Here is a 21,578-nt window from a genome sequence, read left to right on the forward strand (position 1 = left end):
TCCCCTCTTCCGCCCGAAGGGCGCTTCCTTCTCATGTCTTCCATCTATTCCGAGGAACGAGGACAACATGCTGAACTGGGACGAATTCCACGAGGACGAGACACCTGTCGCCGAGCAGCCGGCCAAGGCCGCGCCGGCCCCTGTCGCCAAGCCGCAGCCCGCGGCCGTGGAGGAAAGCCGCGGCAGCTACCACGCCGCCGAGAGCGACCGCCTGGCGCGGGCGCGCAAGTCGCTCGAAGAGCTCGACGTGGCGGCCGGCCTCGAGGAGCTGGAGATGGGGGCGGCGCGCATCGAGGTCAGCGACAAGCAGATGATCAACGCCCGCGCCGACCTCAACCAGCTGGTGCCCTTCAAGTACGAGTGGGCGTGGCAGAAGTACCTGGACGGCAGCGCCAACCACTGGATGCCCCAGGAAGTGAACATGAACGCCGACATCGCCCTGTGGAAGAGCCAGGACGGCCTGACCGAGGACGAACGGCGCATCGTGATGCGCAGCCTGGGCTATTTCTCCACCGCCGACTCGCTGGTGGCCAACAACCTGGTGCTGGCGCTGTATCGCCTGATCACCAACCCCGAGTGCCGCCAGTACCTGCTGCGCCAGGCCTTCGAGGAGGCGATCCACACCCACGCCTACCAGTACTGCGTGGAGTCGCTGGGCATGGATGAAGGCGAAGTCTTCAACATGTACCGCGAGGTACCGTCGGTGGCCGCCAAGTCCGCCTGGAGCCTCAAGCACACCCAGTCGCTGGCGCGCCCCGACTTCAACACCGGCACGCCGGAGAGTGACCAGGAGTTGCTGCGCAACCTGATCGCCTTCTACTGCGTCACCGAGGGCATCTTCTTCTATTGCGGCTTTAGCCAGATCCTCTCCATGGGCCGTCGCAACAAGATGACCGGCGTCGCCGAGCAGTTCCAGTACATCCTGCGCGACGAGTCGATGCACCTGAACTTCGGCGTGGACATGATCAACCAGATCAAGATCGAGAACCCGCACCTGTGGACGCCCGAGTTCCAGGACGAGGTGACCCAGATGATCCTCGAGGGCACCGAGCTCGAGATCGCCTACGCCCGCGACTCCATGCCCCGCGGCGTGCTGGGCATGAACGCGGCGATCATGGAGGAGTACCTGCACTTCATCTGCAACCGCCGCCTGGCCCAGATCGGGCTCAAGGAGCAGTTCCCCGGCGCGCAGAACCCCTTCCCGTGGATGAGCGAGATCATCGACCTGCGTAAGGAGAAGAACTTCTTCGAGACCCGCGTCACCGAGTACCAGGTGGGCGGCGCGCTGAGCTGGGATTGATCGCTGTTCACCAGCCCCACCCAAGGCCGGGTGGGGCATTTGCCAGGCAGGAATGAGGAGTCGAAGTCCACATGTAATACCGGTCGCCAACCAGGAGGTGCGTCATGTCCCTGAAATGCGTGTCCCCAGAGCCGCATCGTCGCTCTGCCCCTTCCCAAGCCGCCAGGCCCTCCCCCGGGCCCGGTTCCAGCACGGTATTCGTCACGCCTCGTCGCCGCGCGCTGCCATGCCCCTGCTCTCCGGCCAGCCTGGCTACGGCCTTCAACCATCTCGAGGTGAGGTAAACGTCATGGGAAGTTACTACGCAAACGATAACGTTCATCTTAGCGGAGCGCATGCTCCCCGGGACTCACGGGCTTGGCAGCATGCCCTGGACCTTGCCCTGGCGGCCCATGACAGCGAGGACGCCCTGGCCCGCTACCCCCATGTGGCCTTCGCCTTTCCTTCCTCCGCGCCCAATCCCTATACCCGCGAGTACCCGTTGCTCGACTATCGCGAACTCAAGGAGTGGGCGAGCTCGCGCGGATGGCGGGTACGGCCCGCTCCCGAACGAGCCCCGGCGGACGAGAAGTACAGCCCACCGGTGCGCTTCACACGCCTGCCGTCCCGCTACCACTGAAGGGATTGTCTTGCCTCGACGGACGCCAGGCAGGCGATCCGCACCGGCGGAATCGCGTTCATGAACCAAGCGCGACAGGCCACCTTGCGCATCGCGGCAGCCCTGATCCTCGACGACGAGGGCCGTGTGCTGCTGGTGCGCAAGCGTGGCACCGAACGCTTCATGCAGGCCGGCGGCAAGCTCGAGCCGGGCGAGCCCGCCGAAACGGCGCTCCGCCGGGAACTGTCCGAGGAGCTTGGCCACCCTCCGGTGGCATTGCAGCCGCTCGGCGAGTACTCGGCCCCCGCCGCCAACGAGCCAGGCTGCCAGGTTCATGCCTGGCTGTTCCTGGTCACGATGCCGCCGCGGATCGCACCGGCCGCCGAGATCGCCGAACTGCACTGGGTGACGCCCGGGGAGGCGCAGCGGCTGCCTCTGGCAGCCCTCACGCGGGACCACGTGCTTCCGCTGGCCATGCGTTTCTTGCAGCATCGGACGCCACGCTCGTTGTCGTGAGGGCTGTCGCCTCCTACGCTCGGGTGAATCCATGCACGCGACGAGGCAAGGAGGCCCGTCATGGAAACCGACTGGAAGCAGGGTAATCGGATCGTCCTGCTGCCTGATAGCCGCTGCTTCGTGCCCGCCCTGCTCGACGCTATCGATAGCGCCCGGGAGTCGATCTGGTTGGAGCAGTATCTGGTCGAGTCCGGGCGCTTGACCCGTCGCTTCTTTGCGGCGCTGGCCCGGGCGGCACAGCGCGGCGTCGAAGTTCACGTGCTCCTGGACAGCTTCGGTGCCGCCGGGCTGGGCCAGCGGGAACGCGTACGTCTGTCGACGTCCGGCGCGGCTCTGCGCCATTACAACCCCTTCATGATGCGACGCCTGCGCCGCAACCTGGTACGTACCCATCGCAAGCTGGTCTTGATCGATCGCCGAGTGGCCTACACCGGCGGCTACTGCCTCACCGACGACTACCTGGGCGACTGGTTCGACCTGATGGTGAAAATGGAAGGACCGGTGGTGGCGGATTGGATCACGCTGTTTGCGGATCTCTGGGAATCGCCTCGCACCCACGGCGACAAGGCCCCGATAGCCCGCCAGCCGGCGGCGACAGGCCAGCCCGGGAACCTGGCGGCGCGGCTTGCGCACAACGAGGGCCAGCATAGCCCGAGCATCCGCCACTCCTTGCACCGGCAGGTCGTCGCCGCCACACGCCGCATCTGGCTCTATACCCCCTATTTCCTGCCCTCGCATCAATTGCGGCGGTCGCTTGCGGAGGCGTCGGCATGCGGCATCGACGTTCGGCTACTGGTGGCAGGCAAGGGGCACGATCACCCGAGCGTGCGCACTGCCGGTCGACGCCACTATGATCGGCTTCTCGACGCGGGCGTAGCGATCTATGAGTACCAGCCACGCTTCACCCATGCCAAGTTCTGCATCGTCGACGATTGGGTCACGGTGGGCTCCTGCAACTTCGACCACTGGAGCCTGCACTGGAACCTGGAAGCGAACGTCGAAGTGGAGAATGCCGCTTTCGCAGACGAACTCGCCGGACTGTTCGAGAACCATAGCCAGGAGAGCAGGCCGATTCTCGCCGAGACGTGGAAGCACCGCCCCGGATCCCAGCGCCTGCGGGAGCGTATCGCCGCGCTGATCGGAGCCTGGCTGGCCGGGTTGCGTTGAGCGCAGTGAGGCCGAGTGTCGCGGGGCGACCAGGCGACGGCTACCGGGCTTCGCTGCGATGCCGGCGCAGCCAGCGCCCGTAGCGCTGGGCGAGCGGGGTCGCGGTGGTGCCATGGGCAATCATCGAGGCCAATACGATCAGGGTGCCCACCGTCCAGGCCAGGTCGTAGCCTGTGCGGCTCGAGACCAGGGTGGCATAGTAGAGCGCCGACACGCCTATCGGGCCGAACCAGCCCATGATCAGGGTGACCGGCCAATCCCGCAGTTCCGGCAGCAAGGGCCGTAGCAGCAGGATGACGGGCAGGCGGCGTAACAGCAGCACGAGCAGGGCCAACAGCCCTCCTTGCAGGCCCAGCGCCTGCCATTCGGACCAGGGCGCAATCAGGCCGAACAGGACGAAGACCGGCATGGTCAGCAGGATGTTGACCGCCTCCTGAACGTTGTCCTCCTCGCCGCGCTCCTTGCCGCCGACTTCCTGATCGAAGGCCAGGCCGGCGGCGAACACGCCCAGGATGCTGTTGGTGCCCAATAGCTCGCCCAGCCCCAGCACCAGAAGCGTCAAGGCCAGGGTGATGGAGAGGAACGAGGGCTGGTCGAGGAAGCCTCGCGTCTCCGACCACTGCAGGGCCCGCCCCGCCATCCAGCCAAGCGCGATCCCGATCAGCGTTCCCCCGGCGATCTCCCACAGCCAGACCCTGCCGAACCAGTCCAGCCAGGCATCCCCGGCAGGCAGGGACAGCAGCAGGATCGGCAGCAACACCAAGGGAAAGGCCAGGCCATCGTTGGCGCCGGACTCTGCCGAAAGCAGGTGTCGATAGTCGTCGGGAAGATTTTCCTTGGCCACCCCGCCGGTCACGATCGAGGAGGCCACCACCGGATCGGTGGCACAGACGGTGCCGCCGACCAGTAGTGCCATCAGCAGGGGCAGGCCCATGACCCAGTAAGTCAGCAGCGAGCTGATCAGGTACATGGCCGGCATGGCGATGCCCAGCAGTACCAGCAGCGCTCGCCAGTGGACGAAGGGGTAGCTGGGCGGCAACCGCAGCGCAATGCCCATCAGGCTGATGCCCAGGGTCAGCCGCGCCGTCTCCTCCAGCAAGCGCTTGCCATCACCCCACACCATCGGATCGAGAGCTGCCAGGCCATGGGGACCGAGCGCCACGCCGATCAGAAAGGCGAACAGCGGGGTCGAGAGCCATGAACGATCCAGCGGGCTCGACAGCAGGCCGACGATCAGCACCAAGCCACCCACGACGGTGAGTGCAATGTTCAATGGGTCCATCCCGGCTCCTTCCGCTGTGCGCCATCCCTTTCCCTACACTAGGCAACCCGTCGCCAGACGTAAAACCGGTCCGCCTCGGTGGATGGGATTGCACGGCGAAACGCCGCTGGCGTAAAGTAGTTGCGGACCTCAACGGACAAGGAGTCGAGCATGTCGAACGGCAAGTCCCGCAGCGTCATCAAGCGCATCTACGTACCTACTCACGTGCGCGAGCTTACCAACGGCGAACGAGTCACCGTGCCCGGGCACTATCGCAAGCCCTCCGAATCCTGATTGATCTCGATGACGGCCATCACGGCTTCGGGACCGTGGAATAACGGCAACTTTCTCAATACCAGCCAACGAGCCTTGGATTGGCGGGTACGAACGTATCCGGATTGGTCACGTTGTCGAGACTGGTGAAGTCGATGCCGCCATTGCTGCGGATATAGGTGCCCGCGACGATGGCTCCATAGAGACTGGAACTACCGTTCTGCCTGACATAGCCGCCTGCCCAGAACACACCATAGTTGTCCGTGCTGCCGTTGAAGACGATGTCCTGTCCGGCGATCACGAAAAGGCCGATCTCGCTCTCGACACCCCCGCTCGACGTCGCCCCGTTCATGGTCACGTTGCCTGTCGCCACCAGCGTCACCCGGTCGGTGTCTACGGAGCCGCCCTGGACCTCGAGATCGCCATCGCAAAAGACGGTATCGCCATCGTTCAGCGTATCGATACTCACGTTACAGGTAAGCATGGCGCCCTCACGCGCTTCATATTCGTCGAAGACGGTGGGATCATAGCTCTTGTAGCAATGCCGCTCCGGCTCCGTGTCGCAGGCGCTGATGTCTTCACCTTCGGGCCTGGCGCCGGGCAAAGGAACCTCGACCATCATGTCGGTGCCATCGGTCACCGTTGCCTCCGAACCGGATCGCAGACTGATATCGACATACCCGTTCGAATGCACGTTACCGATGACGGAAGACTGGCCAGTCACTTCGATGTAATCGGCGCTGAGCAGACCGTTGGTGAAGGCGGGATTGGGCCCCGGTGTGAACTCGACGCGGGCGAAGACAGGCTGGCTCACCGCGGCCAGATTACCTGCGCTGACCACGGCGCCTCTGCCGGCAATGAAATAGTCGATACCGTCCCTGAGCAAATAGTAGTGGCAAACGATATTGCCGCTGCAGGAATTTGCCGAGATGTCGCCCAGCGTCGTGAACTCCGACCAGCTGAAGGCTTCCACCTCGGCGCGAGTGCGCGTGGCATCGAAATCGCTGACGCTCACGGCGCTGCCGTTCTCGCCCCAGCCCGCCGATATGGCCTTTTCCGCGCCCATCTGGGCTTCGGCTGCCGCCTTGTAGTTACCCGCCAGGCGCTCGTCGATCTGTGACGACTGCATTCCGGAAAGCCCCAGCATCAGGGAGCCGGCCAGCATCGATAGGACGACGACCAGGGCGGCACCGCGTTGTTGTTTCATATATGTTCCTCCCCTTTCGAGGGGCCAGGCTAGTCTATCGCCGCGTTTCGGTTGACCGCGCGAAAAGCGAAGTCATCGGTATCCGTAGCGTCGTCGCGGCTCTTCAACAGCGCGAAGGTGATGACCCAGATTCCGTTGCTCTCGTCGGTCTCGCTCGCGTCACGCCCGAACCCACCGTCGGCGAAGCCGGTGACAAGCGGCTCGAAATCGGAGCCAGTGGGGTCGGTACCGCACTTCTGCCCCATATCCAGCGACCTGCCTTCACTGGCACTGACTGCATCGCTGCTCAAACGGTAGACACGAACCACCATGTCGCCATCGCTGCACTCGCCGGTATCGCCGTTGTTGGAAAACTCGATCCTCAACTCGCCGTCAGCATCGCTGAAACTGATCTCCGGGCCAGAGACAGGATCGACGTTGGCGCGGCGAATGTCGCGGATCAGCGTCTCCGTGGCAAAGGTCAGCGCCGCCTGCTTGTTCCCCAGCAGTTCGGTTTGGCGAAACGTCTGGAACCCCATCAGGAACAACTGTCCGGCCCCCAGGATGATAATCAGGCCGATCACCAGCGCCACCATCAGCTCGATCAGGGTGAAACCTGACTGCTGGTGGGGAGCGTGGCCTCGCAAGCCTGATGGGAGCATGATACGTGCCTCTTATGGGTTCAGGTCGGGCAACCGGAACTGGTAAACGAACCCGACCCCAGTTTCACCACTGCTATAGCGATCTTCTTGCCAGCGCATGGTCACCGTATAGTCGCAGCCCGTTGCGTCGATATCGCTTCCGGCATCGGAGAGCACGCTGCCGAACCAGTTCCCCAGCCAGCCACTCTCGACTGTACTCGTGGTCGGACATGCCTTGTTGGGATCCGCCGCGAGCTCGGCCCAGGCCCGCTCCTGTGCATCGATCGCCGCCAGGCTGACCACCGCGCGCTGGTAGCCCATGTGCGCACTCTGCAGCGCCCTGAGCTGCATGGCCGCGACACCGAGCAGGCCGATGGAGAGCACCAGCACGGCAATCAGCGCTTCGATGAGCGTAAACCCTGACTGAGCGTGACGTCTCATTGCGCTCCTCAACTCGTCGGCTTGCCGATACGGCCGGTGGTGCTCACCCGCAGGTCGAGGTCGCCGGCATCGCTGTGATCCACGCTGATGTCACAACCGGACGTGCAATTGGCGCGCCGTCCCAGCGCATTGAAGGTGATGCTGGTACTGGTAACGCTGACCTGCCCGCCGCGCGCAGAGCGAATCGCGATATCGCTATTGTCGGCCGTGGTGATTCGATATTCCCAGGGGCTGGATTGGGTCACTCGGAACGTCACGTTCTCACGCCGCTTGATGGCTTCGCTGCGGGCCTGGTTCAGGCCGGAGAGCACCACGTTGTAATCCGCCGCCAGGCGATTGTTGGCCAACATCCCCTGGAAGCCCGGCACGGCAATGGTAGCGACGATCGTCATGACGGCGATCGTCACCAACAGCTCGATCAGTGTGAAACCGTCGCTTCGCATCAGTGTGCTACCAGCAGTTGGCGGGACTTCTCACCCCTTGGTGGTTCAGGGTCATGTTGCCCGAACATCCGTCGGGGCCACGGCCACTCTTGAGCGATGCCGTCAGGGTGTAGGTCGACGCAGCGCTCGTCAGGGAAATGGTGTAATTGTCATCCGGGGAATCAGTAATGGTGCTGCAGCTCGCGTAGGAGTTGTTGACCGTGTAGCATCGCTCGAGCTGGCCGGCCGCCTCCATGAGCCCCGTATGAGCATCGGTACGCGTCGCCCGTTCGACATACCCGCGATAGCTCGGAACGGCGATCGAGGCCAGAATCGCGATCACGGCCACGGCGATCATCAGCTCGATCAGAGTGAAGCCACGGGCGCGCCGGGACATGCCGGGCCGAGGCTTCCCATGTGCCGCGCGGGCGTGGGTCGTCACACGGCGTTCCTCCGCTGATTGGTTACACTTGGTTTCAGTATGTCTCATGACCACCAGCCCTGCTAGAGACGCCATGAAAAAAGCCGGGGCAGGCCCAGCTTATTATTCTCACATGGCATGAGAAAACTCATACCTTCAGATGGCGTCGTACTTCCTACTTTTTCTCAGGATAGCGAATCGCTGGCGATCACGCGCTCGCGCAGCTCGCGGGGCATGGAGAAGGTGATGGTCTCCTCGCGGCCGGCCAGCTCTTCCGGTGCCCTGGCGCCCAGACCCTGCAGCCGCTCGATGACACCCTTGACCAACACCTCTGGCGCACTGGCCCCGGCGGTGATCCCCACGCCGGTGATGCCTTCGAGCCATGCCGGGTCGATCTGGCTGGCATCGTCGATCAGGTAGGCCGGGGTGCCGACCCGCTCGGCCAGCTCGCGCAGTCGGTTGGAGTTGGAACTGTTGGGACTGCCCACCACCAGCAGCAGGTCACAGCCGGCGGCCAGCTCGCGCACGGCGTCCTGGCGGTTCTGGGTGGCGTAGCAGATGTCGTCCTTGCGCGGCCCCTGGATCCGCGGAAACTTGGCGCGCAGGGCGTCGATCACCCGGGCGGTGTCGTCCATGGAGAGCGTGGTCTGGGTAACGAAGGCGAGCCGGGTGGGGTCCTTCACTTCGAGGCGTGCGACGTCCTCCTCGTCCTCCACCAGGTAGATGGCACCGCCATGAGCGGTGTCGTAGCGCCCCATGGTGCCTTCGACTTCAGGATGCCCGGCGTGACCGATGAGAATGCACTCCTGGCCCCGCTTGGCGTAGCGCAGGACCTCCATGTGCACCTTGGTGACCAGCGGGCAGGTGGCGTCGAAGACCTTGAGGCCGCGTCGCTCGGCGTCGTCCTGCACCGCCCGGGAAACACCGTGGGCGGAGAAGATCACGATGACGTCGTCGGGCACCTCGTCGAGTTCCTCGACGAAGATGGCGCCGCGCTCGCGCAGGGTATCGACCACGAAGCGGTTATGCACCACCTCGTGGCGTACGTAGATAGGCGGGCCGAAGACGTCCAGCGCACGATTGACGATCTCGATGGCGCGATCGACGCCGGCACAGAAGCCGCGTGGGTTGGCCAGCCGGATTCGCACGGAGTTAGCTTGCATGGTTACGTCGCCTTGATGCGTCGGGGCATCGGTAGAAACAGATAAAGCGTAGAAAGCGCTGAGTTCCGTCGCGAGCGAAGATAGGCTGGACGTCGCCGGAACGGAGAACCCGGAGTTTACACGGCAGTAAATGAGAGTTCGACCGGGCTGGCGACCCAGTACCGCCGGCGACCAGGATATCGAGCGCAGCAGGAAATCAGCGTTTTCTCAGTGTGTCTGCGCGGGCCTGACATCCAACACTTCGACCTCGAAGGTCAGGGTACGCCCGGCGAGCGGATGGTTGAAGTCCACTTCCACGTTACGCTCGTCGACGGCCGTGATCACGCCGGGTAGCTCGCCGCCGGCGGGGTCGGCGAATGACATCACCGTGCCCACCTCCGGCTCGATCTCGTCGAAGTCGTCGCGGCTGAGCAGCTGCACGTTCTGCGGATTGCGCTGGCCGAAGGCGTGCTCGGGTGTCACCTCGAAGCTGCCGCTCTCGCCGCCGCTCATGCCCTTGAGCGGATATTCGAAGCCGGGCGGCAGGTTGCCGTCACCCAGTTGGAAGGTGGCGGGTGACTTCTCACGGGTGGAGTCGACCACGGTGCCGTCCTCCAGCTTGAGGGTGAAGTGCAGTGTCACTTCCATGCCTTCGTCGATGCGGTATTCGCTCATCATTGCTCTCGCTCGATCGGTCGTGTCTGGTTGCAGGATAGCAGGCGGCTCAATTGCCCCGGCGCGCCTGCTTGCGCCCTTCGAAAATGGATTCCCAGATCAGGCCGATCGCCCCCAGGGTGATGCCGATATCGGCCACGTTGAAGGCCGGGTAGTACCAGCCGGCCACGTGGAAGGAGAGAAAGTCGACCACGTAGCCGTGTACCAGGCGGTCATAAAGATTGCCCAGGGCGCCGCCGATAACCAGCGCCAGCGAGGCGCCGAGCAGCTTCTCGTCGGCCTTGAGCCGGCTCATCCACACGGTCAGGCCGATACTGGCGCCTATGCCGACGATGGCGAAGAACCAGCGCTGCCAGCCGGGATGGCCGGCGAGAAAGCTGAACGCCGCCCCGGTGTTGTGCAGCAGCGTGAGGTTGAAGAACGGCAGCACTTCCACCGGCTGCCCATAGCTCAGCAGGCTCGACATCAGCGCCTTGGTGCCGAGATCCAGCAGTACCACGGCGGCAGCCAGCCACAGCCAGCGCAACGGCTGGCGCATCGGCGGCACGGAGACACCGCCGCTGCTCTGCTCCTTGTCACGCATAGTGGCGAGTCTCACCGCTACCCTCCGGCAGGTTGCTGATGCAGCGCCCGCAGAGGTCGGGGTGCTCGGCATGGCTGCCGACGTCCTCGCGATGGTGCCAGCAGCGCTCGCACTTCTGGTGCGGGCTGGCCGCGACGGCGACCATCAGCCCCCCAAGCTCGGTGGCCTCGGCACCTTCAGCGTGCTGGCCCTCGGCCAGCGGCGCCAGGCGCACCTCGCTGGTGAGCATCACGAAGCGCAGCTCCTCGCCCAGCTTGGCCAGGGTGGCATGAAGTTCAGCGTCGACGAACAGGGTCACCTCGGCGGCCAGGCTGCCCTTGATCACCTTGGCGTTACGGGCGTCTTCCAGGCACTTGTTGACCGCCTGCTTGACCTCGAGCACCTGTTCCCAGAACTCGCGCCCCAGCTGGGCGTTCGGCGCCAGGGTGGCGAGCCCTTCGTAGTAGGTCTCGAGCAGCACGCTGTCGCCCTTGCTGCCGGGGATGTTCTCGTGAATCTCCTCGGCGGTGAAGCTGAGGATCGGCGCCACCCAGCGCGAGAGCGCCTCGACCACATGGTAGAGGGCCGTCTGGCAGCTGCGCCGGGCCAGGGAATCGGCCTGGGTGGTGTACTGGCGGTCCTTGATGACATCGAGATAGAAGCCGCCGAGTTCCCGCGAGCAGAAGGTGTGCACCTGCTGGTAGACGTCGAGGAAGCGGTACTCCTCATAGGCCTTCTCGATGCGCGCCTGGAGCTGGGCGGCGCGATCCACCACCCACTGGTCCAGCGCCAGCATGTCGCCGAACGCCACGCTATCGCGGGCCGGATCGAAGCCGTTGAGGTTGGCCAGCAGGAAGCGCGCGGTGTTGCGGATGCGCCGGTAGACGTCGGCGGTGCGCTTGAGGATCTCGTCGGAGACCGCCATCTCGCCCGAATAGTCGGTGGAGGCGACCCACAGGCGCAGGATGTCGGCCCCCAGTTTGTCCATCACCTCCTGCGGCGCCACCACGTTGCCCATCGACTTGGACATCTTGCGCCCCTGGGCGTCGACGGTGAAGCCATGGGTGAGCAGGCCGCGGTACGGCGGGTGGCCGTCGATGGCGCAGCCGGTCAGCAGCGAGGAGTGGAACCAGCCGCGATGCTGGTCGGAGCCCTCCAGGTAGAGGTCGGCACGCGGGCCGCTCTCGTGGCCGTGGGGGTGCGAGCCGCGCAGCACGTGGCGGTGGGTGGTGCCGGAGTCGAACCACACGTCGAGGGTATCGGTGACCTTCTCGTACGCGGCCGCCTCGTCGCCCAGCAGCTCGGCCGGGTCGAGGCGGAACCAGGCATCGATGCCCTCGCGCTCGACGCGCTTGGCGGCCTCCTCCATCAGCTCCACGGTGCGCGGGTGCAGCTCGCCGGTGGCCTTGTGCAGGAAGAACGGGATCGGCACGCCCCAGTTGCGCTGGCGCGAGATGCACCAGTCGGGGCGGTTGGCGATCATGGCGTGCAGGCGTGCCTGCCCCCAGGCCGGGGTGAACTGGGTCGCCTCGATGCCTTCCAGCGCCCGCTCGCGCAGGGTACGTCCGTCATGCCCCTTGACGTCCATGCCCACGAACCACTGCGCCGTGGCGCGGTAGATCACCGGGGTCTTGTGGCGCCAGCAGTGCATGTAGCTGTGAGTGATGACCTTGTGCGCCAGCAGTGCGCCGACCTCGCGCAGCTTGTCGACGATCTGCGGGTTGGCCTTCCAGATCATCTGGCCGCCGAAGAACGGCAGGTCGTCGGCATAGACGCCGTTGCCCTGCACCGGGCTCTTGATCTCCTCGAACGCCATGCCGTGGGCACGACAGGTAACGAAGTCGTCGACGCCGTAGGCCGGTGCCGAGTGGACGATACCCGTGCTGCCCACCTCGGATTCGACGTAGTCGGCCAGATAGACCGGCGAGAGACGGTCGTAGAACGGATGGCGGAACTCGATCAGGTCGAGCGCCTGGCCTTTGGCGGTGGCGATCACTTCGCCTTCGAGCTCGTAGCGCTCGAGGCACGACTCCACCAGCTCCTCGGCCAGCACCAGCAGGCGGCTGCCGGTATCGACCAGGGCGTAGGTGAACTCGGGGTGCACGTTGAGCGCCTGGTTGGCCGGCACGGTCCAGGGCGTGGTGGTCCAGATCACGATGGCGGCGGGCTTGGAGAGCGACTCCAGGCCGAAGGCGGCGGCCAGCTTGGCCTCGTCGGCGGCCGGGAAGGCCACGTCGATGGCATCGGACTTCTTGTCCTGATACTCCACCTCGGCCTCGGCCAGGGCCGAGCCGCAGTCGAAGCACCAGTTGACCGGCTTGAGGCCCTTGAAGACGTAGCCCGCCGCGACCATGTCGGCCAGCGCACGGATCTCGCCCGCCTCGTTGGCGTAGTCCATCGAACGGTAGGGGTTGTCCCAGTCACCGACCACCCCCAGGCGCACGAAGTCGGCGAGCTGGGTCTCGATCTGCGAGGCGGCGTACTCGCGGCACAGCGCACGCGCCTGCTCGGGATCGAGATGCTTGCCGTGGGTGGTCTCCACCTTGTGCTCGATGGGCAGGCCGTGGCAGTCCCAGCCGGGCACGTAGGGCGCATCGAGGCCGGCGAGGTTCTTCGACTTGACGATGATGTCCTTGAGAATCTTGTTGACGGCGTGACCGATGTGGATGCTGCCGTTGGCGTAGGGAGGGCCGTCGTGCAGCACGAAGGTCTCGCGGCCGCGTCGCTCTTCGCGCAGGCGCTGGTAGAGCTTCATGTCCTGCCACTGCGACACCCGGCCGGGCTCGCGCCGAGGCAGGTTGCCGCGCATGGGGAAGTCGGTTTCGGGCAGGTTCAGTGTGTGCTTGTAGTCGCTCATATCCTGGGAGTCAGCCGTCGTCTTGGTCGGCGGAACGTCCCGCCGAGGATTCGAAATTCGCGGCCTCGCGCGCCAGCGGCGCCGATGCCAAGGGAAGAGAGTCGTCTGCCAGGCCAAGCTCCCTGGCCGCAGGACACGGGCTGGCGAAGAAGCGGCGAGCGCGGGCCAGGTCCACCATGATCTGCTGCTTGAGCGCGGGGAAGTCGTCGAACTTCACCTCGCCGCGCAGCCGCGCGCAGGGAAACACCGTGAGCCGTTTGCCGTAGAGGTCGCCGTCGAAGTCGAACAGATGCACCTCGAGCACCGGCCGGTCGCTACCCACCGTGGGGCGCCAGCCAATGTTGGCCACCCCGTTGCACTGCTGCCCGTCGGGCAGCTCGGCCACCACCGCGTATACCCCGCGCAGCGCGAGCGGCAGGCGCGGCAGCGGCAGGTTGGCGGTGGGGACGCCAATGGTACGCCCCAGTTGGCGGTCGGCGACCACCCGCCCCCCCAGGCGATAGGGACGACCCAGCATGCGTGCCGCCTGGGCGAAGTTGCCGCTGGCCAGCAGGGTACGTACCCGGGTGCTGGAGACCCGCTCGTCGTCGAGGGTGAAGGTCCGCGTGTGCTCGACGCCGAACCCGTCGCGGCCACGCCGCTCGCCCTCCTGCATCAACAGGTTGAAGTCGCCGCTGCGATCGCAGCCGAAGCGAAAATCGTCGCCAACCACCAGATGACGTACGCCCAGGCCTTCGACCAGCACGCGATCGATGAATTCCACCGCGGTGAGGCTGCGCAATCGCTCGTTGAACGGCAGGCAGAGCACATAGTCCACCCCGCTCTCGCCGAGCAGGCGGACCTTCTCGCGCAGGCGGGTCAGCCGCGGCGGGGCCTGGTCGCCGGCGAAGAACTCACGCGGCTGGGGCTCGAACACCACGACCGTCACCGGCAGACGAAGCTTCGAGGCCTGCTCGCGGCACTGGTCGAGAATCGCCTGGTGGCCGCGGTGCACGCCATCGAAGTTACCGATGGTTGCCACGCAGCCGCGATGCTCGTCGCGCAGATTGTGCAGTCCTCGAATGACTTCCATTCAGCCTTCACTAAACCGTTGGTTGAAAAACGTGTAAAGGGGGAGATTATAGCGAACCCCCGCCCCCTTGACAGCCGGTTGCCCGCTTCACCTGGCCGACCTCAATGCAGAGGGCCGCCCTCACCCCCGCATACGGAAATGCCGCAGCCTGACGCCCAGCGCCGCCAGCCAGGCGAAGTAGACCGCGGCGCCGGCCACCACCAACAGCGCCAGCCACTGTACGCGCGCCCCTACGTTCCACTCGAGCCACTGCTGCCAATCCGGCGCCAGCCAGGCGAGCCCCACGCTCATCACCACGCAGCCGCCGACCAGTTGCACGGCATAGCGGCCCCAGCCCGGCTGGAACACCAGCACGCCCTGCTTGTGCAGCAGCCAACCCAGCAGCCCGGCATTGAGAAAGGCCGACAGCGCCGTGGCCAGGGCCAGTCCGGCATGGGCCAGTGGCCAGATCAGGAGCAGGTTGAAGACCATGTTGGCGACCATGGCGATGATGCCGACCTTCACCGGGGTCTTAGTGTTCTGGCGGGCGAAGAAGCCGGGTGCCAGCACCTTGATCAGCATGAAGGCCACCAGGCCGAAGGCGTAGGCACGCAGGCTCATCGCCGCCATGGCGATGTCGTGTTCGGTCATGGCGCCGTAGTGGAACAGCGAGATCAACAGCGGCTCGGCGAGGACCGCCAGCGCCAGCGCCGCCGGCAGGCCCAACAGCAGCACGGCGCGCACCGCCCAGTCGAGCATGGCGGCGAAGTGCTCACCCGACTGCTCGGCGTGGCGCTTGGAGAGCGCCGGCAGGATCACCGTGCCGATGGCGATGCCGAACACGCCCAGCGGCAGCTCCACCAGGCGGTCGGAATAGTAGAGCCACGAGACACTGCCGGGTGTGAGCAACGAGGCCAGCACGGTATCCAGCAACAGGTTGATTTGCGACACCGAGACACCGAACAGGGCCGGGGCCATCAGCACCAGGATGCGCTTCACCCCGCTGTGGGCGAAATTGGGCCACGGGCGCGGCATCAGCCCCAGGCGCGCGAGGAACGGCACCTGGAACGCGAGCTGGGCGACGCCGGCGATCAGCACGCCCCACGCCAGCGCCATGGCCGGCTCGCTCATCAAGGGCGTGAGCAGCACGGCCGCGCCGATCAGCGAGAGGTTGAGCAGTACCGGCGTGAAGGCCGGCACGGCGAAACGGTTCCAGGTGTTGAGCACGCTGCCGGCGAAGGCGGTCAGCGAGACCAGCAGCAGGTAGGGGAAGGTCAGCCGCAGCATGTCGGCGGTGAGCGCCAGCTTGGCCGGATCGCGGCCGAAACCCGGGGCGAAGAGCCACACCAGCCAGGGCGCGGCGAGCATGGCCAGGGCGGTGATCAGCGCCAGCACCGCGGTGAGGCTGCCGGCCACGGCGTCGAGCAGCTCGCGCACCTCGCGCTTGCTGCCGCGGGTAGCGTATTCGGAAAGCACCGGCACGAAGGCCTGGTTGAAGGCGCCCTCGGCAAACAGCCGGCGCATGAAGTTGGGGATCTTGAAGGCGACGAAGAAAGCATCGGCACCGCTGCCGGCACCGAACAGGGTCGCCACCACCACGTCACGCACCAGGCCCATGACCCGCGACAGCATGGTCATGGCCCCCACCACCAGACCGGAGCGCATCAGCCCCCCGGCCTTGGGGGCAACGGCCCGGTCGTCATCGGCCACCGCGGGTGGCGCCGACTCACCGGGCCTGGGCAACTGCTCGCGTTTCGTCACCGTCTGCTTTCCTCTCCGGGCTCGCTCGATGTGGTTCATCCCGCTTGGCAGGCACAAAAAAACCGGCCGAAGCCGGTTTTTTCAAGAGATCGCGGTACGCGGGCATCGAGGTGCTGGCGCTCGCGAGGTCTCCAAGACGTCCGGCTTTACGCAGCCAGGGCCTTAATTCGCGCGTTCAGGCGGCTCTTCAGGCGTGCAGCCTTCTTCTTGGAGAGCACGTCCTTGTCGGCGATGCGGTCGATGACCGGCTGCGCCTTGTGGAACTCGGCCATGGCAGTCGCGTGATCGCCACCGTTGATGGCCTTGATGACGCGCTTCACGTAGGTACGCACCATGGCGCGCTGGCTCGCCTTCAGAACACGACGGCCTTCCGCCTGACGGGCACGCTTGCGGGCTTGCTTGCTGTTTGCCACTGACTATCTCCTGGAAAACTTTAACGCCGCCCGGTCGGGGGCGGCATCGATAACGATTTGTCCGGCCTGAAAATTTCACTTCCCAGCCGGTTTGGCCATGGCGTCAACCCGAAGGTTGTCGACGGGCCGTGTCTGAGAGGATGGCGCATACTACCACAGGTACCCGGCGCCATGCTACAGGCCCCATGAACACTGCCTCACAGCACGACGAGGTTGTCGCGATGGATCAACTCGGGCGCCTCCATGTAGCCCAGGATCGCCTCGATCTGGTGACTCGGCTGGCCGAGAATGCGGCGCGCTTCGTCGGCGCCATAGTTCACCAGCCCCTTGGCGATCCGCTCGCCCTGTTCGTCGAGGCACAGCACCATGTCGCCGCGCACGAAGTCGCCCGACAGCGCCTTGACGCCCACTGCCAACAGGCTCGATCCGCTGCCGCGCAGCACCTTGACCGCGCCGGCATCCAGCGTCAGGCTGCCGCGCACCTGGAGCTGGCCGGCCAGCCAGCGCTTGCGCGCCGCCATGGGCGCCTCCTCCGGGCGCAGCAGCGTGCCCAGCGACTCACCGGCGGCCAGCCTTGTCAGCACCTCGGGCTGGCGTCCGCTGGCGATCACCGTGACGGCACCGGAACGGGCCGCCAGGCGTGCCGCCTGCACCTTGGTGGTCATGCCACCGCGACCCAGCGCACCGCCGCCGCCGGCCACCGCCGCCAACGCCGGATCATCGGCGCGGCCTTCCTGGATCAGCGTGGCCGCCGGGTTGCGGCGCGGATCGGCGTCGAACAACCCCTCCTGGTCGGTAAGGATCACCAGCGCTTCGGCCTCGAGCAGGTTGGCCACCAGCGCGCCCAGGGTATCGTTGTCGCCGAAGCGGATCTCGTCGGTGACCACGGTGTCGTTCTCGTTGATCACCGGCACCACGCGCAGGTCGACCAGGGTACGCAGCGCCGAGCGGGCATTGAGGTAACGCTTGCGGTTGGAGAGGTCGTCGTGGGTCAGCAGCACCTGGGCGGTGAGCAGGCCATGGCGCGCGAAGTGGTGTTCGTAGCACTGGGTCAGGCCGTTCTGCCCCACCGCCGCCGCGGCCTGCAGCTCATGCACGGCCGAGGGGCGGGCCTGCCAACCCAGCCTCACCATGCCCGCCGCCACGGCGCCCGACGATACCAGCACCACCTCGAGCCCCTGACGATGCAGCGCGGCGATCTGGTCCACCCAGCCGCCAATGGCCGCCTCGTCGAGCCCTCGCCCATCGTTGGTCAGCAGCGCACTGCCGATCTTCACCACCACCCGGCGAGCGCCACGCAGCGCATCGCGACCCGGAACCCGCTCGTTCACACTCTGCTCTCCCATCCAGCAAAAACCAGCCAGCCATGTCAGCGCGACTGAGCGAGCGAAGGCCTCCCCTCACTCCACATATTCGACTTCGACATCGTAATCATCGTCGTCGAAATCGTCATCGTCTTCGTCGCTGCGCTTGCGCCGACGGCCCAGTCGCGCCTCGGTGCGCGCCACCGCCTCGGCCTCCATGCGCTCGCACATCTCGCGCTCGCGCTCGGCGGCCTCCTCGTCCTCGTTCTCCAGCCGGCGCTGCTCGGTGAGCCAGCGGTGCGCCGACTGCACCAGGGCGTCGGTGCCTTCGCCGCTGATCGCCGAGATGCGGAACACCGGCCCTTCCCAGCCAAGTCCTTCGACGATGGCGGCGACTCGCGCCTCGCGCTCCTCTTCCGGCACCAGGTCGAGCTTGTTGAGCACCAGCCAGCGCGGGCGCTCGGCCAGGGTCGGCGAAAACTGCTCGAGTTCATGGGCAATGGCACGCGCGACCTCGACCGGATCGGACTCGTCGAACGGCGCCACATCGACCACGTGAAAGAGCAGACGAGTACGGGTGAGGTGCTTGAGGAAGCGCAGCCCCAGGCCGGCACCATCCGAGGCGCCCTCGATCAGCCCCGGCACATCGGCCATCACGAAATGTTCGTGCATGCCCAGCTTCACCACGCCGAGATTGGGCACCAGCGTGGTGAAGGGGTAGTCGGCCACCTTGGGCTTGGCCGCGGACACCGAGCGGATCAGAGTCGACTTGCCGGCGTTGGGCATGCCCAGCAGGCCGACGTCGGCCATCACCTTCATCTCCAGGCGCAGATTGCGCCGTTCACCATCGGTGCCCGGCGTGGTCTTGCGTGGCGCGCGGTTGGTCGACGACTTGAAGTGGATGTTGCCGAGCCCGCGGCGGCCGCCCTGGGCCACCAGCACCTGCTGGCCGATCTCGGTGATGTCGGCGATCACTTCGAGGGTGTCCTCGTCGATCACCGTGGTACCCACCGGCACCTTGACCACCAGATCGCTGCCGGCCCGGCCACTCATCTGGCGCCCCTGGCCGGGGCGGCCGCTCTCGGCCTGGTAGAAGCGCTGATACTTGAAATCGATCAGCGTGTTGAGGGCATCGTCCCCGACCAGGTAGACGCTGCCGCCATGCCCGCCGTCGCCGCCATCGGGACCACCCTTGGGCACGTACTTCTCGCGGCGGAAGCTCAGGCAGCCATTGCCGCCCCTGCCGGCCTCCACGATGATCGAGGCTTCGTCGACGAACTGCATTGTGACTCTCCCGACGGTCTCTGCCGTCATGATACAAGAAGGCCCCGCCTGAGCGGGGCCTTCCCTCTACCGGTTCGAGCGCGCTCAGGCAGAGACGACGCTGACGAACTTGCGGTTCTTCGGACCCTTGGTCTCGAACTTGATCACACCGTCGCTCAGGGCGAAGAGGGTGTGGTCGCGGCCGACGCCGACGCCGGTACCGGCGTGGAAGCGGGTGCCGCGCTGACGCACGATGATGTTGCCGGCGGTGACGGCCTGGCCGCCATACAGCTTGACACCAAGGCGTTTGGATTCTGAATCGCGGCCGTTACGGGTAGAGCCGGCTGCCTTCTTATGAGCCATTGCAAAGTCCTCGCTCGTTAAGGGGAAGCCGCTTAGGCGGAAATCCCGGTGATCTTGACTTCAGTGAACCACTGACGGTGGCCCTGACGCTTCATGTGGTGCTTACGGCGACGGAACTTGATGATGCGGATCTTCTCGCCACGGCCGTGGGAAACGATCTCGGCCGCCACTTTGGCACCATCGACCAGCGGAGCGCCGACGGTCACGTCGTCGCCATCGGCAACCAGCAGCACCTGGTCGAACTCGACGGTTTCGCCGGTCGGAATTTCCAGCTTCTCGAGCTTGAGCGTCTGGCCTTCCTGAACGCGGTACTGCTTGCCACCGCTCTTGATTACTGCATACATGTGCGTATCTCTCCGGAACTCATCGGGGTTGGCTCTTCATCGACCTGCTTCGAGTGGCGCCCCTTTCGGCAGCCATCTGACAGGGAGCGAGATGAGTGGGCCGCGCATTATAACCGCGCCCGGCACGCCATTCAAGCTGCCGCGACACTCGACGGCATCCCGAGGACGTGTCACGTCAAGGCGCACCGCGGCACAGCTTGACGCCCCCATGGGGGGGCCATAGCATGACCCGCAACCCAAGGCCCACCGCCACTCTCCGGCATTTGGGCCCAACAGCTCGATGATACCGCCCCATGCCAGCCAACGCCTCTACCCGCTCGTCCGACAGCAACACCTCCGCCACGTCGCTCCATGCAGCGGTCGCCGACGATTTCGCCGCGGTCAATCGCACCATCATGGATCAGTTGGCCTCGCGGGTGCCGCTGGTGGAGACCATTGGCCAGTACATCATCGCCAGCGGCGGCAAGCGGCTGCGCCCGCTGCTGGTGCTGCTCGCTGCCCGCGCGCTGGGGTATCGGGGCGACAAGCACATCTCGCTGGCCACGCTGATCGAGTTCATGCACACCTCGACCCTGCTGCACGACGACGTGGTCGATGAGTCCCACATGCGCCGCGGCCGCGCCACCGCCAACGACGCCTGGGGCAACGCCCCCTCGGTGCTGGTGGGCGACTACCTCTACTCCCGCTCCTTCCAGATGATGGTGGAGATCGGCTCGCTCAAGATCATGGGGATACTCTCGGGCGCCACCTGCGTGATCGCCGAAGGCGAGGTCCAGCAGCTGACCAACGTGGGCAACCCCGACATCGACGAGGCGGTCTACTTCGAGACCATCCAGGGCAAGACCGCCATGCTGTTCGAGGCCGCCACCCACAGCGGTGCGGTGCTGGCCGAGGCCGACCCGCAGCAGGAGGCGGCGCTGCAGTACTACGGCCGTTACCTGGGTCTGGCGTTCCAGCTCGTCGACGACCTGCTCGACTACCAGGGCGACGCCACCGCCATGGGCAAGAACGTGGGCGACGACCTCGCCGAGGGCAAGCCGACGCTGCCGCTGATCCAGGCCATGGCCGCCGGCACCCCCGACCAGGCCAAGACGATCCGCCAGGCCATCCGCCAGGGCGGACTCGACCAGTTGGAAGAAGTGCTGGCCATCGTGCGCGATACCGGCGCGCTGGACTATACCCGCGCACGGGCCGAGGAGATGTCGGCCAAGGCGCTGGAGCAGCTCGACCTGCTACCCCCCAGCCGCTATCGCGACAGCATGGCCGAACTGGCCAGGCTCGCGGTGGAACGCCAGAACTGAGCGGCACGCCAGCGCCACCGCGGGGCTTGCAAGGCCGAGGGTTTTGCGTATAATGCCCATCCGTCGGCACCCAGCGGTGCCGGTGCCGAGCGGCTTCCGAGCGGCTCAAAAAATGCAACGGAGTATAGCTCAGCTTGGTAGAGCGCTGCCTTCGGGAGGCAGAGGTCGTAGGTTCGAATCCTGCTACTCCGACCAAAGAATTCAGTCAAAACCGCCACTGACGGATCACGCCGGGTGGCGGTTTTGCGTCGTGAAGACAGCCGCACCTTTGTCCCCCGTTCACGCCCCTCCGACCTCAAGTTTTTCGATCCCCTGC

23 protein-coding genes and 1 tRNA gene are annotated in these 21,578 nt (G+C 65.6%); 7 read left to right on the forward strand and 17 right to left on the reverse strand.

Annotated elements, in window-relative coordinates; all coding sequences use genetic code 11:
• Window positions 1-67: 67 nt before the first annotated feature.
• The 4 genes from HNO51_RS18000 to HNO51_RS18015 all read left to right on the forward strand — a co-directional run bounded on the left by HNO51_RS18000 (window position 68) and on the right by HNO51_RS18015 (window position 3,581).
• Entirely contained in the window at window positions 68-1,300 is a 1,233-nt protein-coding gene (locus tag HNO51_RS18000; RefSeq protein WP_197448593.1) for a ribonucleotide-diphosphate reductase subunit beta, read from the forward strand.
• A gap of 289 nt (window positions 1,301-1,589) precedes the next feature.
• Window positions 1,590-1,919, forward strand: coding sequence for a hypothetical protein (locus HNO51_RS18005; protein WP_197448594.1), 330 nt, complete (start codon window positions 1,590-1,592; stop codon window positions 1,917-1,919).
• Between the two features lie 60 nt (window positions 1,920-1,979).
• Entirely contained in the window at window positions 1,980-2,414 is a 435-nt protein-coding gene (locus HNO51_RS18010; RefSeq protein WP_209538036.1) for an NUDIX hydrolase, read from the forward strand.
• 60 nt (window positions 2,415-2,474) lie between these two features.
• Complete coding sequence (locus HNO51_RS18015) at window positions 2,475-3,581, forward strand: phospholipase D-like domain-containing protein (RefSeq protein ID WP_197448596.1); 1,107 nt, start codon at window positions 2,475-2,477, stop codon at window positions 3,579-3,581.
• Between the two features lie 40 nt (window positions 3,582-3,621).
• On the opposite strand, the gene HNO51_RS18020 is transcribed toward HNO51_RS18015, so the two are convergent.
• Entirely contained in the window at window positions 3,622-4,863 is a 1,242-nt protein-coding gene (locus HNO51_RS18020) for a cation:proton antiporter domain-containing protein (RefSeq protein WP_209538037.1), read from the reverse strand.
• A gap of 150 nt (window positions 4,864-5,013) precedes the next feature.
• Between HNO51_RS18020 and HNO51_RS21185 the strand changes: the two genes are divergently transcribed.
• Window positions 5,014-5,136: a hypothetical protein gene (locus HNO51_RS21185; protein ID WP_267956665.1), complete on the forward strand. Its 123-nt coding sequence runs from the start codon at window positions 5,014-5,016 to the stop codon at window positions 5,134-5,136.
• A 55-nt stretch (window positions 5,137-5,191) separates the two neighbouring features.
• Here HNO51_RS21185 and HNO51_RS18025 read toward each other — a convergent pair whose 3' ends face one another.
• The 16 genes from HNO51_RS18025 to rplU form a co-directional block, all read right to left on the reverse strand.
• Window positions 5,192-6,322, reverse strand: coding sequence for a pilus assembly PilX family protein (locus HNO51_RS18025; RefSeq protein ID WP_209538038.1), 1,131 nt, complete (start codon window positions 6,320-6,322; stop codon window positions 5,192-5,194).
• 29 nt (window positions 6,323-6,351) lie between these two features.
• Window positions 6,352-6,963 (reverse strand): PilW family protein, encoded by a 612-nt coding sequence (locus tag HNO51_RS18030; RefSeq protein WP_209538039.1) that lies wholly within the window; start codon window positions 6,961-6,963, stop codon window positions 6,352-6,354.
• 12 nt (window positions 6,964-6,975) lie between these two features.
• The gene (pilV, locus tag HNO51_RS21190; RefSeq protein ID WP_197448600.1) at window positions 6,976-7,383 is read right to left on the reverse strand and encodes a type IV pilus modification protein PilV; all 408 of its coding nucleotides are present in this window, start codon (window positions 7,381-7,383) and stop codon (window positions 6,976-6,978) included.
• 8 nt (window positions 7,384-7,391) lie between these two features.
• The gene (locus HNO51_RS18040) at window positions 7,392-7,826 is read right to left on the reverse strand and encodes a GspH/FimT family pseudopilin (protein WP_197448601.1); all 435 of its coding nucleotides are present in this window, start codon (window positions 7,824-7,826) and stop codon (window positions 7,392-7,394) included.
• 7 nt (window positions 7,827-7,833) lie between these two features.
• Complete coding sequence (locus HNO51_RS18045; protein WP_234283719.1) at window positions 7,834-8,247, reverse strand: type IV pilin protein; 414 nt, start codon at window positions 8,245-8,247, stop codon at window positions 7,834-7,836.
• 164 nt (window positions 8,248-8,411) lie between these two features.
• Window positions 8,412-9,389, reverse strand: a complete 978-nt coding sequence (gene ispH, locus HNO51_RS18050; protein ID WP_197448602.1) for a 4-hydroxy-3-methylbut-2-enyl diphosphate reductase — start codon at window positions 9,387-9,389, stop codon at window positions 8,412-8,414.
• Between the two features lie 207 nt (window positions 9,390-9,596).
• Entirely contained in the window at window positions 9,597-10,043 is a 447-nt protein-coding gene (gene fkpB / locus HNO51_RS18055) for an FKBP-type peptidyl-prolyl cis-trans isomerase (protein ID WP_197448603.1), read from the reverse strand.
• A gap of 49 nt (window positions 10,044-10,092) precedes the next feature.
• Entirely contained in the window at window positions 10,093-10,626 is a 534-nt protein-coding gene (gene lspA, locus HNO51_RS18060; RefSeq protein ID WP_197451111.1) for a signal peptidase II, read from the reverse strand.
• A complete protein-coding gene (gene ileS / locus HNO51_RS18065; protein WP_209538040.1) occupies window positions 10,619-13,462 on the reverse strand; it encodes an isoleucine--tRNA ligase in 2,844 nt (947 codons plus the stop codon). Before ileS ends, lspA begins: the two co-directional genes overlap by 8 nt.
• 10 nt (window positions 13,463-13,472) lie before the next feature.
• Window positions 13,473-14,534 (reverse strand): bifunctional riboflavin kinase/FAD synthetase, encoded by a 1,062-nt coding sequence (gene ribF, locus HNO51_RS18070; protein WP_197448605.1) that lies wholly within the window; start codon window positions 14,532-14,534, stop codon window positions 13,473-13,475.
• 120 nt (window positions 14,535-14,654) lie between these two features.
• A complete protein-coding gene (gene murJ, locus HNO51_RS18075; RefSeq protein WP_209539263.1) occupies window positions 14,655-16,178 on the reverse strand; it encodes a murein biosynthesis integral membrane protein MurJ in 1,524 nt (507 codons plus the stop codon).
• 242 nt (window positions 16,179-16,420) lie between these two features.
• The gene (rpsT, locus tag HNO51_RS18080) at window positions 16,421-16,687 is read right to left on the reverse strand and encodes a 30S ribosomal protein S20 (protein ID WP_197448606.1); all 267 of its coding nucleotides are present in this window, start codon (window positions 16,685-16,687) and stop codon (window positions 16,421-16,423) included.
• A gap of 197 nt (window positions 16,688-16,884) precedes the next feature.
• Window positions 16,885-18,033 (reverse strand): glutamate 5-kinase, encoded by a 1,149-nt coding sequence (proB, locus tag HNO51_RS18085; protein ID WP_197448607.1) that lies wholly within the window; start codon window positions 18,031-18,033, stop codon window positions 16,885-16,887.
• 54 nt (window positions 18,034-18,087) lie between these two features.
• Window positions 18,088-19,275, reverse strand: coding sequence for an Obg family GTPase CgtA (cgtA, locus tag HNO51_RS18090; RefSeq protein ID WP_209538041.1), 1,188 nt, complete (start codon window positions 19,273-19,275; stop codon window positions 18,088-18,090).
• An 84-nt stretch (window positions 19,276-19,359) separates the two neighbouring features.
• Window positions 19,360-19,617 carry a 50S ribosomal protein L27 gene (gene rpmA / locus HNO51_RS18095; RefSeq protein WP_111413374.1) on the reverse strand — a complete coding sequence of 86 codons (258 nt, stop codon included), beginning with the start codon at window positions 19,615-19,617 and terminating at the stop codon, window positions 19,360-19,362.
• Between the two features lie 32 nt (window positions 19,618-19,649).
• The gene (gene rplU, locus HNO51_RS18100) at window positions 19,650-19,961 is read right to left on the reverse strand and encodes a 50S ribosomal protein L21 (protein WP_111413373.1); all 312 of its coding nucleotides are present in this window, start codon (window positions 19,959-19,961) and stop codon (window positions 19,650-19,652) included.
• Window positions 19,962-20,254: 293 nt separating this feature from the next.
• Between rplU and ispB the strand changes: the two genes are divergently transcribed.
• A complete protein-coding gene (gene ispB / locus HNO51_RS18105; RefSeq protein WP_197448609.1) occupies window positions 20,255-21,262 on the forward strand; it encodes an octaprenyl diphosphate synthase in 1,008 nt (335 codons plus the stop codon).
• A 118-nt stretch (window positions 21,263-21,380) separates the two neighbouring features.
• Window positions 21,381-21,457 (forward strand) — tRNA-Pro (locus HNO51_RS18110).
• Window positions 21,458-21,578 lie beyond the last annotated feature (121 nt).

The organism is Billgrantia sulfidoxydans (genome assembly GCF_017868775.1).
Taxonomy (GTDB): Bacteria; Pseudomonadota; Gammaproteobacteria; order Pseudomonadales; family Halomonadaceae; genus Halomonas; species Halomonas sulfidoxydans.